This window comes from Bradyrhizobium sp. HKCCYLS3013 (assembly GCF_051167615.1).
GTDB lineage: Bacteria > Pseudomonadota > Alphaproteobacteria > Rhizobiales > Xanthobacteraceae > Bradyrhizobium.
This window is the reverse complement of sequence record NZ_JBNPTK010000003.1, coordinates 152,300-165,471: the sequence shown is the minus strand read 5'-3', so window position 1 is coordinate 165,471 and position 13,172 is coordinate 152,300. Positions and strand designations below refer to the sequence as shown.

The following is a 13,172-nucleotide window of genomic DNA, read 5'->3' as shown; positions in this document are numbered from 1 at the left end:
CCTTAGATCGGCATGAGGGCCCGTACTTCTATTCACGCTGCTGTTGACCACCGCCGCTTAACCTCTTAATTTCCGGAGCGAATTATTCGCCGAGAGTTTGGGGCAGGCGATGGCGGGAACCGGAAAAACAGTCACACGCGTCGATCTCTGCGAGGCAGTCTACCAGAAGGTGGGGCTGTCGCGGACGGAGTCGTCTGCGTTCGTCGAGCTGGTCTTGAAGGAGATCACCGACTGCCTCGAGCGCGGCGAGACGGTCAAGCTATCGTCGTTCGGGTCGTTCATGGTGCGCAAGAAGGGTCAGCGCATCGGACGTAACCCGAAGACGGGCACGGAAGTGCCGATCTCGCCGCGGCGGGTCATGGTGTTCAAGCCGTCCGCGATCCTCAAGCAGCGCATCAACGGCCAGCAGGGCAACGGCAAGATGAATGGCGAGGCCAGCGCCGAGTTCGGCGCCGAGCCGGAATAGGGCCGGGCTGGCCCGCCGCATCGTCCGGCGAGGCGGTATCGACGCGTTACCTTCGTCCCGCGTGCAGTTCGTCCAGTCGAATCAGCGTAGTCTCCCACTTTCTTGGCAGCACGGTCGAAGGGGAACGGGCATTTGGACAAGGCGCCGGATGCGTTTCGGACGATCAGCGAGGTCGCGCAGGAGCTCGACATCCCGCAGCACGTGCTGCGGTTTTGGGAGACGCGGTTCGCCCAGATCAAGCCGATGAAGCGGAGCGGCGGCCGGCGCTATTACCGGCCCGACGACGTCGATTTGCTCAAGGGCATCCGCCGCCTGCTGTACGGCGAAGGCTACACCATCAAGGGGGTGCAGCGGATCCTCAAGGAGCACGGCGTCAAGTCGGTCCAGGGACTGGCCGACAGCTCCGCCGCGGTCTCGTTCGGCGCGATGGAGGAGACCCTCGGCCAGGCGATGATGGAAGAGGAGCCGATCGGCGAGGCCGAGGTCGAATCGGAGGACGAGGAGGAGGAGGCTTCCGACGAGGAGGGCATCGACTTCCGCTTCGTCGACACCGAGGACGACATCCTCGACACCTTCCGCGTCGGCCCGCCCACCCGCGCCGGGATGAAGCCGGAGGAGCGTGACAAGCTCCAGGGCGTGCTCAAGGACCTGCTCGACTGCCGCGCGCTGCTCGACCGCGCGATGAAGGACGTCTGAGGCGCACAGCGCGCGTCACTGAGAATTCGCCGGGCACGGCCGGTGATCCCGCGTTGTAACCCACCCCGAGAGCCGCAGGTCGGCTGCGCTCCCGTTCCCCTTGCGGGGAGGGGGTGGGGGTCCCCGGTCTCCGTTCAATCTGGCAGCCCCATGCCCCCCAAGGAAACCCACCCGCCGTGCCTTGCATCGGGCTCGGATCACGGCTACAGGAACGACCATCGGAGCGTGGCGCAGCCCGGTTAGCGCACTAGTCTGGGGGACTAGGGGTCGTGGGTTCGAATCCCGCCGCTCCGACCATTTCTCAAATCGCTGCATTTGACATCTGCCGATGCGTTTTTGCGTGCCTCTGCCGCGACCGCTTTGTCCGTGAGACTGGCTTTTCAAGCCGCAGACCGCCCCCTAAACTCCCGAACAGGGCCTGCTGGACGCTGATCGAGCCGGCTCGTTTCATTTGTGACCTTTGTTGTCGAGATTCCCGCATGGACGCCGCCATCGCCGACACCTCCTTTGGGCATTTCGAGAACGCCGAGCAGATCGCCTTCTGGAACGGTGCGGGCGGCGGGCGCTGGGTCGCGCGCCGCGCCGAGATCGATGCGATGCTGGCGCCGGTGCAGGAGGCGTTGCTGGAGCGCGCGGCGATCCAGGCGGGCGAGCGGGTGCTGGACATCGGCTGCGGCTGCGGCGCGACCTTGATCGCGGCGGCCGAGAAGGTCGGCCCCGGCGGCAGCGTGCTCGGCCTCGACGTCTCCGCGGCCATGCTGACCGCGGCCCACGAACTCGCCCCGGCCGAGGCGCCGGTGAGCTTCGTGCAGGGCGACGCCATGGTGCACCACTTCAAGGCCGCCAGCGCCGATCTCGTGATCTCGCGGCTCGGCGTCATGTACTTCGCCAATCCGGTGCGCGCCGTGCTCAACATCCGCAATGCGCTGCATTCGGAAGGGCGCGTCGCGTTCGCCTGCTGGGGCGAACTGCGCGACAACCCGTGGGCGCTGGAGCCGTTGCAGGCGGCGTATGACCACGTGCCGAAGCTGCCGGGATTGCCGCCGCACGCGCCGGACGATTTCGCATTCGGCGCTCCCGAGTGGATCGAGAAGGTGATGACCGATGCCGGGCTGCGCCGCATCCGGCTGGAGCGTCACGACATCGCACTCGACGTCGGCGCGGGCGCCGGCCTCGACAGCGCGGTGCAGACGGCGCTCGCGATCGGGCCCGCCGGCCGTGCGGTGGCGGGGCAGCCGTCCGAGGCAACGGAGGCCGCGACGGCCGCCGTGAGGAAGGCGCTGGCGCGCTACGCCAGAGGCGCGGGCGTCATGGTGCCCGCCTCGTTCTGGACAGTGACGGCCGTCGATCCGTGAAAGGCGGTCTTGATCACTGAACCCCGTGACAAAGCCGCAAGATCGGTCGAGCGCGTCATGTCCGCCTGCGCTTAGCTGATGCCGCCACGGAGCAAGGAACGATGAAGGCGGCGCTGCGAAACTACCATGCGCGGATGCAGCGGGTGCTGGATCATATCGACCGGCATCTGGAGGATGATCTCGATCTGGACGCGCTGAGCAGCATCGCAGCCTACTCGAAATATCATTTCCACCGGCAGTTCACGGCGACCTTCGGTCTATCAGTGCATCGCTACATCCAGCTCACCCGCATGAAGCGGGCGTCCTATCAGCTGGCCTACAGCGATGCCCAAAGCGTCACCGAGGTCGCGATGGAGGCCGGCTACGATGCGCCGGACGCCTTCGCCCGCGCCTTTCGGCAACGGTTCGGGCAATCGCCGTCATCGTTCCGGAAATCTCCCGACTGGGAGCCGTGGCTTGCGGCCTTCGGGCCTCTCGACGATGCGAGGAGCAAGCTGATGCGGACGACCTATACCCCTGACGACGTGACGATTCGCGAGGTGCCGGCCACGCCGGTGGCGATCATGGAGCATCGCGGCGACCCGGCGACGCTCGGCGCGACCATCCAGCGCTTCATCGCCTGGCGCAAGGCGGCCGGCCTGCACCCCAGGACCCATCCGACCTTCACGGTCTGGCGCTCCGAGCGGCGCCCCGCTTCGCCTGCCGACTACAGCGTGGATCTCTGTGTCGGGACCGATCAGCCGGTCGAGACGGACGACGCGACGATCAGAGCCGGCGTGATCCCCGGAGGACGCTGCGCCGTGCTGCGCGTCGTCGGCAACACCCACAATCTGGAGCCCGCCGCGCTGTTCCTCTATCGCGACTGGCTTCCAGCCAGCGGCGAGGAGGCGCGCGACTTCCCGATCTATTGCCAGCGGCTGAATTTCTTCCCGGAGGTTCCCGAGCACGAGACGGCTGCGGACCTGTTCCTGCCGCTGAAATAGCGCCCGGCGGCCGGATCCATCCTAAAACCTGCAGCCAGGAGCCTTCTCAACCTTGAGTTCCGCCAGGAAGGGGGCTCTGAGGGGGAGAGCGGCCTCCTTTGGAGCGGTTCCAGTTCCCATCCGGGAACCACGAGCGACCGTCTCCGTTAACGATCAAGCCGCTCGATCAGGGCCCCACACCCTGACATTGAACCTTTGCGCGCAGGCGCGCACCAAACCTGTGTTCGGCTCGTTGTGGAGCCGGTTCCAGGAAATTTCAGACTGACATCGGGGTTCACCTCGATGTGCTGTTCATTGTCGTTGAAGGAGGCGCGTATGGTCCTCAGGACTTTGAAAGTTTCGCTGTCCGTTTTTGCCGCTGCAACCTCGGTCGTATCGCTGTTTGCCGTCAGCTGGGTTGGTCTCGCGCTGCTCGGCTACTGACAACTCACGCAAGACGCATGGAGGCGCCATCTGTGCCTCGCGAGACGGAAAGCGCGCCCGGATCGAGCCTGATCCGGGCGCGTTCGTTTTTGCGGATGCGAGAGGCGTCAGGCGAAGGCCTTCTCCATCGTCTCGATCAGCACGCGGAACGACTTGTCGTGCCGCGTGATCGGTGGAATCGCCCTGGTGATACCGAGCAACTGATAGACCGCCATCTGCGCGGCACGCACTGAATATTCCACCGTGAACACGACGTCGTCGGGGATCTCGACGAACTGGCTGACGAAGGCGAGGTTCTTCGAATTCGCCGGCACCGGCAGCGGCCGGTCGGCCTTGTTGCGCGGCATGAACATGCTGGTGATGTAGGGCAGGCGGCATGGCACGCAGGTCGCCTGGTCGAACACCGCAAGGTCGAAGTTGAGGTGGCCGCACAATTCTTTGAGGATGTCGGCGCCGCCGCAATCGGCCATCGCCTTGCCGACGAAATTGCCGATGCGGTCGGGATGCAGTGCATAGCCCCAGAACACCTGTACGTCGGCGGGCTGGCCGGCGAAATGCGGCTGGTGATACAGCACGACCGACATCAGCCAGTTCGACTCGGTGAAGGTGACGAGCCCGCCGGTGCCCGCGGCGTTGCCGCTGAACGCTTCCATCGCGTCGAAGAACCGCGGATTGCGGCAGGTGACGGTGAACGACTCCCAGCAGGATTCCGGGATCGATGAGTTGAACGCGGCGGGATTGCCGAATTCGGGGCGGCCCTTCGCGATTGTCTCCCACAGCGTCCAGCCCTGGCTGTCCTGCTTGGTGAGCCGCGGCGGCGGCGCATCCTGCGTGCCCAGGCTGGTCGCGTCCGTCATCGAGCCGTTCTGCAGGAAGACGAGATCGTCGCTCGACAGCGCGACCGTCTCCGGCTTTCCGCTGCGATCCAGCGTGAGGCGCTTGACCACATGCTTGCCGGCTTCCGTCGCGATCTCCATGTCGGTGACATCGACGCCGCCGGCGAAATTCACGCCGTGGCCTTCCAGCCATTTGACGAGCGGCACCACGATCGCATCATACTGGTTGAACACGGTGCGCTTGACGCCGGCCAGCGTCTCGATGCGAGGAAACTCGTTCATGAAGCGATGCAGATAGCGCTTGAACTCGACCGCGCTGTGCCAGGGCTGGAACGCGAACGTCGTCTGCCACATGAACCAGAAATTCGTGGTGAAGAACGGCGGCGACAGCCAGTCGGTGATGCGGGAGTTGCCGAGCTTCTCCTCGGAGGCCTCGGTCAGCCGCACCAGTTCGAGCCGGTCCTGCATGGTGAAGCCCATGGTGGAGACGTCGATCTTGTGCCGGTTGCGATCGACGAGGCGCGCCTGCGAATGCGCGACATGGGCCTTGTTGAAGGCAATCGTCTCGTCGCGCACGGTGCGGCGGGGATCGCTGGCATCGGGGATGGTGGAGAGCAGGTCCCACGTGCACTCGTAGTGATCGGTCGTCAGCATGCGGCCGCCGCGCAGCGAATAGGAGCCGTCGGGCAGCCGCGCGCCATCGAGACTGCCGCCATAGGGCAGATGCTTCTCGTAGATCGTGATGTCGCGGCCCGCGACGCCGCCGTCGCGGATCAGGAACGCCGCGCCGGCCAATGCGCCGATGCCGCTGCCGATGAAATACGCCTTCATGATGGTTCACCCGGATCGTGTGTTACGATCCGGGGCTTAGCTGCTGTGTTCCCTCGCGGAACTGATCCAGGTCAAGCGCTGCGGCGCGCGGTGATCACGATCTCGCGTGGTCCGTCAAGCGAATGATTTCACCACCGACTGCAGCAGCATTTTCAGCGATTTGTCATACGGCGTGACCGGCGGAATGGCGCGGTCGATCTTCAAGAGCTGATAGACCGCATGCATGGCCGCGCGCACCGAATATTCGATCGTGAACACGGCATCCTCGGGCAGCTCGACATATTGGCCGATGAAGGCGAGATTCTGCGAGGTGAGCGGCACCGGCAACGGCCGGTCGCCATAGCTGCGCGGCATGAACATGCTCATGATGTAGGGCATCCAGCACGGCACGCAGGTCGCCTCGTCGAACACGTTGAGCGGAAAGCGCAGATGCCCGCACAGCTCCTTCAGGATTTCGGCGCCGCTGCACTCGGACATCGGCTTCCCCACGAAATTGCCGACGCGATCGGGATGGAGCCCATAGCCCCAGAAGATCTTGATGGTGCCGGGCTGGTCCGGAAAGTATGGCTGGCTGTAGAGCACGATCGACATCCGCCAGTTCGAATCCTTGAACGTGACGAGCCCGCCGGTGCCGGCGACGTTGCCGGTGAAAGTCTGCATCGCGTCGAAGAAGCGCGCATTGCGGCAGGTGACCGTGAAAGATTCGAAGCTCGACTCCGGAACCGATGAGTTGAACGCGGCCGGATTGCCGAATTCCGGGCGGCCCTGTGCGAGCTTCTCCCAGAGAGTCCAGCCTTGGCTGTCCTCCTTGGTGAGCTGCTTGGGCGGACTGTCGTGGCTGCCGAGGCTGGTCGCGTCCGTCATCGAGCCGGCGGTGTAGAACACGAGGTCATCCGCCGCGAGATCGATGCTGCGGCCGACGAAGTCATGTTCCAGATCGAGGCGCGTGGCGCGATGCTTGCCGTTCTCGGTGACGAGCGCGATGTCAGTGACGTCGGCGCCGCCGACGAAGTTGACACCGTGGCCTTTCAGCCAGCGCATCAGCGGCTTGACGATCGAGTCATTCTGGTTGTGCACCGTCCGCTTGACGCCGCCGAGCGTATCCATCATCGGGAATTCGTTGATGAAGCGGCGCAGATAGCGCCTGAACTCGACCGCGCTGTGCCAGGGCTGGAAGGCGAAGGTCGTCTGCCACATGTACCAGAAGTTCGTCGTGAAGAACGGCGGCGACAGCCAGTCCGAGATCAAGGACTTGCCGAGCTTCTCCTCCGAGGCCTCGGTGAGCCTGGTCATCTCGATGCGGTCCTGCATCGAGAAGCCCATGGTGAAGACGTCGACCTTGTGCCGGTTGCCATCGACCAGCCGCGCCTGCGCGTGGGTGACGTGGAGCTTGTTGAACGCCACGGTCTCCTGGAGGATGGTCTGCTGAGCGTCGGTTTCGCAGGGAATGGTCGACAGCAGGTCCCAGGTGCATTCGTATTGCTCGGTCGTCAGCATGCGCCCGCCGCGCATCGAGTAGGAGCCGTCCGGAAGACGCGCGCCGTCGAGGCTGCCGCCATAGGGCAGGCGCTTTTCGAAAATGGTGATGTCCGATCCGGAGACGCCGCCGTCGCGGATCATGAATGCTGCGCCGGAGAGCGAACCGATGCCGCCACCGATGAAATAGGCCTTCATGAGATCGACCTGTCGAGCAAGGGATTGAAACGAGATAAGGAAAATGTCGCCAGGACGGCCAGGCGGCCGCAACCAGCACGCACTCGCCGCGATGTTACCTCAGCGGGATGAATTAGTCGTCAACAGCTTGAGGTCGTTTACCCCTGGTGTGGCGCAATGTCCCGCGGAGCGGGCCCAACTCCCTCCACCGTCATTGCGAGCGCAGCGAAGCAATCCAGTGCCGAGCAAGGATTCTGGATTGCTTCGCTGCGCTCGCAATGACGCGGTGAGAGCCGGGTTCGCCGTTAACCGCGCGGCAGCCGGCTTGTTTCGTTGTCCGGCGCAGTCGACGTCGGCCTCAATGCCCCGCCATGTGGCGGCCGATTTCGGTGAGATCAGCATCGCTGCCGCGGGTCTCGTAGACCAGCTGGCCGTGGAACATCACGACCAAGCGGTCCGACAGCTCCAGCAGCTCGTCGAGATCCTCGCTGACCAATAGCACGGCGGCGCCGCGATTGCGCGCGGCCATGATCTCGGCGTGGATCTGCGCCACCGCCGCGAAGTCGAGGCCGAAGCAGGGATTGGCGGCGATCAGCACCTCGACGTCGTGACCGAGCTCGCGCGCGAGCACGGCGCGCTGCACGTTGCCGCCCGACAGTGCCGAGATCGGCGTATCCGGCGTGCGGGTCTTGATCTTGTAGCGGTTGATCTTGGTTGTCGCGCCCTGGCGGAAGGCAGCCTTGTTCAGCCACCAGCCGCCGCGGGCGAACGGCGCGCGGTCGAACTCACGCAGCGCGATGTTGTCGGCGACGCTCATGCCGCCGACGCAGGCGTTCTTCAGCGGCTCCTCCGGCAGCAGCGACATCTTGTGCCGGCGCATCTCCTCGCGGCTCGCCACATAGGCCTCGCCGGAGACCCGGATTGCGCCGCTCTCGGCCTCGCGCTGGCCGGCGAGCACCTCGACCAGTTGGCGCTGGCCGTTGCCGGAGACCCCGGCAATGCCGACGATCTCGCCGGCGCGCACGGTGAGCGACAGGTTGTGCACAGCGAGGCCGCCGGAATCGTCGCGCGCCACCAGCTTCTCGACCTCGAGCCTGACGTTGCCGGCCTCGCCGGTGCGCGACGGCTGCACCGTGAGCTGCTCGGCGCCGATCATCATCCGTGCCATGTCGTCGGGCGTCAGTTCGGTGACCTTGCCGCGGCCGGCGAGCTTGCCGCGCCGGAGGATGGTGACGTCGTCTGCGAACGCCATCACCTCGCGGAATTTATGCGTGATCATCAGGATGGTCAGCTCGCCGGCCTCGACCATCTTGCGCAGCATGCCCAGGACCTCGTCGGCCTCGCCCGGCGTCAGCACCGAGGTCGGCTCGTCCAGGATCAGGAAGCGGCGCTTGAGATAGAGCTGCTTGAGGATCTCGCATTTCTGCCGTTCGCCCGCGGAGATGTCGGAGACCTTGGCGTCGAGCGGCACGCGGAACGGCATCCGCGCCAGGAAGGCCTCCAGCTCCTTCTTCTCCTTCGCCCAGTTGACCACCGCCGGCACGTCGTCGCGCGCCAGCACCAGGTTTTCCGCGACCGTCATCGCCGGCACCAGGGTGAAGTGCTGATAGACCATCCCGAGGCCGAGCGCGTGCGCGTCCCTGGGATTGTTGATGGCGCGCTCGCGCTCGGCGATCAGCACGTCGCCCTCGGTCGGGCGGTAGTAGCCCATGATGCATTTGACCAGCGTCGACTTGCCGGCGCCGTTCTCGCCGAGCAGCGCGTGGAACGAGCCAGGCCTGACCTTCAGCTCGACATTGTCGAGCGCGGTGAACGCGCCGAAGCGCATCGTCATCGCGATGGCCTCGACGCCGAACGCGCCTGATGGCGTCGGATCGTCGCCGATCACGACAGCGCCTCGATCAGCGCCGCGGAGGTCGCGACCGCGCCGAACACGCCGCCCTGCATCTTGATCATCTTCAGCGCGTGATCGTGGTTGCCCTTGTCGGTGGCACCGCAGCAGTCCGACAGCAGCACGCATTCGAAGCCGCGGTCGTTGGCCTCGCGCATCGTGGTGTGGACGCAGACGTCGGTGGTGATGCCCGTCAGTACGATGTTCTGGATGCCCTTGAGGCGCAGGATCAGCTCGAGGTCGGTGGCGCAGAACGAGCCCTTGCCGGGCTTGTCGATCACGATCTCGCCGGGCGCCGGCGCCAGCTCGGGGATGATCTCCCAACCCGGCTCGCCGCGCACCAGGATGCGGCCGCACGGGCCGGGATCGCCGATCCCGGCGCCGATCTGCTGCGAGCGCCAGCGCTTGTTGGCGGGCAGGTCGGACAGATCGGTGCGGTGGCCCTCCCGGGTGTGGATGATGCAGAAGCCCTGCGCGCGCATCACGCTGAGCAGCTTCTTGATCGGCTCGATCGGCGCGCGAGTCAGCGACAGGTCATAGCCCATCTTGTCGACATAGCCGCCGACGCCGCAGAAATCGGTCTGCATGTCGATCACGATCAGGGCCGTGTTCTCTGGCCTGAGATCGCCGTTGTACGGCCAGGCATAGGGCTCGGAGCGGATGGTGCGCGCGGTCATGGTGGACCTCTGAAATCAGCGGGTGATGGACAGTTCGGCCGGCGCGCCGCTCAAGGTGCGTTTCGGCGAGCAGGTGATGATCATGATCAAGAGCGTCAGGATGTAGGGCGCAGCGTTGAACAGATGATAGCCGGAGGTGACGCCGACCGATTGCAGCGCCGGTCCGAGCGCTGCGGCACCGCCGAAGGCGAGCGAGGCCCACAGGCACAGCATCGGGTCCCAGCGCGCGAAAATCACGAGCGCCACCGCGGTGATGCCTTGGCCCGAGGAGAGGCCCTCGTTCCAGCTGCCGGGATAGAACAGCGACAAAAACGAGCCGCCGATGCCGGCGAGGAAGCCGCCGGCCATGGTGGCGCGCAGCCGGATCATCAGCACCGAGTGGCCCATCGCGCGCGCCGCATCCGCGCTCTCGCCGGCGGTGCGGATCAGCAGGCCCCAGCGGGTGGTTCGGAATGCCCACAGCAATAGTGGCGCGAGCACGACGCCGAGCAGGAAGAGGACGTTGATGCGCAAGGCCGCGCGCACCTGCGGCACGTCGCTCCACCAGCCGAAATCGATCGCCGGAAGCCGCGCCGCCGTCGGCTCGATCAGCGGCTTGCCGAGGAAGAAGGCGAGCCCGGTGCCGAACAGCATCAAGGAGATTCCCACCGCGACGTCGTTGACGCGCGGCAGCGAGCAGATGCCGGCATGCAGGGCGCCGAGCAGCGCGCCGGTGAGGCCGGCGGCGAGCACGCCTGCCCATGGCGATCCCGTGAGATAGGAGATGCCATAGGCGCTCATCGCGCCCATCACCAGCGTGCCCTCGAGGCCGAGATTGATGCGACCGGAGCGCTCGGTGATGCACTCGCCCAAGCTCACGAACAGGAACGGCGTGGAGACGCGGATGGCGCCGCCGAGCACCGCGAGCGGCACGGTCCAGAGTCCGATGTTGCCGTCAGCCATGTCTCACGACTTTCCCTTGAGGAAGCCGATGCGGCCATAGAGCGCGTCGCTCGCCAGCACCGAGATGAAGATGATGCCCTGCAGCACCAGCACCGAGGCGTCGGGCAGGCCGAGCCTTCGCTGCAAGAGGCCGCCCGAGGCATTGATGCCGCCGAGCAGGATCGCGACCGGAATGATTGCCAGTGGATTCTGCCGCGCGAGGAAGGCGACGAGGATGCCTGTGAAGCCGTAGCCGACGGCGAGATTGGCATTGGTGCGCCCCTGGACCGCGGCGACCTCGACCATGCCGGCCAGGCCAGCGCAGGCGCCGGCGAGGAAGCAGACCGTCAGGATCAATTTGCCCACGGAGAGGCCAACGATCTTGGCGGCCCGGATGTTGCCGCCGGCGACGCGCGCGGCGAAGCCGAACGTGGTGTGATAGATCAGCACGTAGGACGCGATTGCCGCGATCAGCCCGAACACCAGGCCCCAATGCACGTCGGTGCCTGGGATGCTGCCGATCATGTTGGCGGCGCCGATCTCGCGCGTCGACGGCTTGTTGAGGCTCGCCGGGTCACGCATCGGGCCCTCGACGAGATGGTTGAGGATCGCGAGCGCGATGTAGACCAGCAGCAGGCTGGAGATGGTCTCGTTGACGCCGCGATACTGGCGCAAGCCGCCCGACAGCAGGATCCACAATCCGCCGCCGGTCATGCCCGCGATCACCATCGCGATCTGCACGACGAGCGGCGGCATGCCCTGCAATGCCAGCGCCGCCGAGGTTGCCGACAGCGCGCCGATCAGCAGCGCGCCCTCGCCGCCGATGATCACCATGCCAAGCTGAGCGGGCAGGGCGGTGCACAGCGCGGTGAGGATCAAGGGAGCCGCGCGCGTCAGCGTGTTCTGCCAGGAAAACCAGGTGCCGAAGGCGCCGTAATACATGTACCAGTAGAGGTCGAGCGGGTTCTTGCCGAACAGCGCGACGAAGATGCCGAACACCAGGAGCGCGGCGACCAGCGCCGCGCCCGGGATGAGGATGTATTCAATGCTCGCGCCATGGCGTTGCAGGAAGCCTGCGTCGGCGGCCGGCGCGATGGCGGCCGCATCAACCGGATCGGCCGCCTCCGTGGTCACGACGTCGCTCCGATCACGCCCTCGACCAGATAGTCCATCTTCTCGAGCTCCGGATCCTTCTGGCCGCGCTCGGTGCCGGCGGTGATCACGGTGTTGCCCTTGTTGTCCTTGATCGGGCCCTTGAAGATCGTATAGCCCTCGCCGAGGAACTTGCTCTTGATCTCGTCGGCGTGCTTGCGCGCCTGCTCGGACACCGCCTCGCCATACGCCGAGATCTTGACCACCTCTTCCTTGAGGCCGCCGCGATAGAAGTTCGGAATGCTCTCGCCGGCCTGGAGCATCTTGACGAACTTCGGATACAGCGCTTCCCAATTCCACTCGGCGCCCGTCAGATAGGCCTTCGGCGCCAGCGGCGACTGGTTGACGTGATAGCCGGTGACGAACGCGCCGCGGCGCGCGGCGTTCTCGACCATCGTCTTCGGACCGTCGACATGGCAGGTCAGGACGTCGACGCCCTGGTCGATCAGGCTGTTGGTCGCCTCGGCCTCCTTGACCGGCATCGACCAGTCGCCGGTGAAGATCACCTGCGTGGTGGCCTTGGGATTGGCAAGCTGCGCGCCGAGCGTGAAGGCGTTGATGTTGCGCAGGACCTGTGGGATCGGCTTGGCGGCGACGAAGCCGAGCTTGCCGCTCTTGGAGGTGTAGCCCGCGACGATGCCGGCGATGTACTGCGCCTCGTCGATATAGCCGAAATAGGAGCCAGCGTTCTTCGGGTCCTTCTCGCTCCAGAGGCCGCCGCAGTGCTCGAAGCGCAGCTTCGGGTACTTCGCCGCCATCTTGATCATGTGCGGATTGTAGTAGCCGAACGAGGTCGGAAACAGCAGCGTGGCGCCGTCGAGATTGATCATGGACTCGATCGTCTTCTCGACCGCGTCGGTCTCCGGCACCTTCTCCTCTTCGATCACCTTCAGCCCGGGCAGCTTCTTCAGCGCCGCCGCACCCTGCGCATGCGCCTGGTTGTAGCCGTAGTCGTCGCGCGAGCCGACATAGATGAAGCCGATCGTTGTCTCCGCGGCGAAGGCCGGCCGCAGGCCCGCGGCCGCGCCGAGCGTCAGCGCCGCGCCACCCTGCAACAGATGCCGTCGTGAAATCCTGCCAAAGTCCATTGGTGAGCTCCCTCGGCGGGTCGATCCGCCCGCGCTGTCATCTCGGCTTCACCGCCACACGGCGGAGCCTCGAACGGGAGTGATCGCAAGCTTTGTGCCAGCGGCTTTCAGCGCGGCCGAGGAGCTAAGTCACTGAAGTGTTGGTGTTTTGTGGCTGACTGCAAACTGGGCAGTAGCGTGACACGGCAATCATTAGCCTA

At 65.5% G+C, this 13,172-nt stretch carries 11 protein-coding genes and 1 tRNA gene; 5 read left to right on the top strand and 7 right to left on the bottom strand.

Annotated features, from left to right (window positions below):
• Positions 1–109 precede the first annotated feature (109 nt).
• The 5 genes from ACQR1F_RS07480 to ACQR1F_RS07460 all read left to right on the top strand — a co-directional run bounded on the left by ACQR1F_RS07480 (position 110) and on the right by ACQR1F_RS07460 (position 3,500).
• Positions 110–466, top strand: a complete 357-nt coding sequence (locus ACQR1F_RS07480; RefSeq protein ID WP_315740211.1) for an integration host factor subunit alpha — start codon at positions 110–112, stop codon at positions 464–466.
• Positions 467–598: 132 nt separating this feature from the next.
• Complete coding sequence (locus ACQR1F_RS07475) at positions 599–1,162, top strand: MerR family transcriptional regulator (protein WP_315805816.1); 564 nt, start codon at positions 599–601, stop codon at positions 1,160–1,162.
• A 219-nt stretch (positions 1,163–1,381) separates the two neighbouring features.
• Positions 1,382–1,459, top strand: a tRNA-Pro gene (locus ACQR1F_RS07470).
• Between the two features lie 182 nt (positions 1,460–1,641).
• Positions 1,642–2,517 carry a class I SAM-dependent methyltransferase gene (locus ACQR1F_RS07465; protein ID WP_316181514.1) on the top strand — a complete coding sequence of 292 codons (876 nt, stop codon included), beginning with the start codon at positions 1,642–1,644 and terminating at the stop codon, positions 2,515–2,517.
• Between the two features lie 101 nt (positions 2,518–2,618).
• Positions 2,619–3,500 (top strand): AraC family transcriptional regulator, encoded by an 882-nt coding sequence (locus tag ACQR1F_RS07460; RefSeq protein ID WP_316181513.1) that lies wholly within the window; start codon positions 2,619–2,621, stop codon positions 3,498–3,500.
• A 530-nt stretch (positions 3,501–4,030) separates the two neighbouring features.
• On the opposite strand, the gene ACQR1F_RS07455 is transcribed toward ACQR1F_RS07460, so the two are convergent.
• The 7 genes from ACQR1F_RS07455 to ACQR1F_RS07425 form a co-directional block, all read right to left on the bottom strand.
• On the bottom strand, positions 4,031–5,590 hold the full coding sequence (locus tag ACQR1F_RS07455; protein ID WP_434838219.1) for an oleate hydratase: 1,560 nt from the start codon (positions 5,588–5,590) through the stop codon (positions 4,031–4,033).
• A gap of 114 nt (positions 5,591–5,704) precedes the next feature.
• Positions 5,705–7,300, bottom strand: coding sequence for an oleate hydratase (locus tag ACQR1F_RS07450; RefSeq protein WP_434912883.1), 1,596 nt, complete (start codon positions 7,298–7,300; stop codon positions 5,705–5,707).
• Positions 7,301–7,601: 301 nt separating this feature from the next.
• Positions 7,602–9,077: an ABC transporter ATP-binding protein gene (locus ACQR1F_RS07445; protein ID WP_315800410.1), complete on the bottom strand. Its 1,476-nt coding sequence runs from the start codon at positions 9,075–9,077 to the stop codon at positions 7,602–7,604.
• A gap of 50 nt (positions 9,078–9,127) precedes the next feature.
• Entirely contained in the window at positions 9,128–9,811 is a 684-nt protein-coding gene (gene biuH / locus ACQR1F_RS07440) for a biuret amidohydrolase (protein ID WP_434846929.1), read from the bottom strand.
• Between the two features lie 15 nt (positions 9,812–9,826).
• Complete coding sequence (locus ACQR1F_RS07435; RefSeq protein ID WP_315775139.1) at positions 9,827–10,753, bottom strand: ABC transporter permease; 927 nt, start codon at positions 10,751–10,753, stop codon at positions 9,827–9,829.
• 3 nt (positions 10,754–10,756) lie between these two features.
• Positions 10,757–11,866, bottom strand: a complete 1,110-nt coding sequence (locus ACQR1F_RS07430) for an ABC transporter permease (RefSeq protein WP_434864004.1) — start codon at positions 11,864–11,866, stop codon at positions 10,757–10,759.
• The gene (locus ACQR1F_RS07425; RefSeq protein ID WP_315740200.1) at positions 11,863–12,972 is read right to left on the bottom strand and encodes a BMP family ABC transporter substrate-binding protein; all 1,110 of its coding nucleotides are present in this window, start codon (positions 12,970–12,972) and stop codon (positions 11,863–11,865) included. Before ACQR1F_RS07425 ends, ACQR1F_RS07430 begins: the two co-directional genes overlap by 4 nt.
• Between the last annotated feature and the right edge of the window lie 200 nt (positions 12,973–13,172).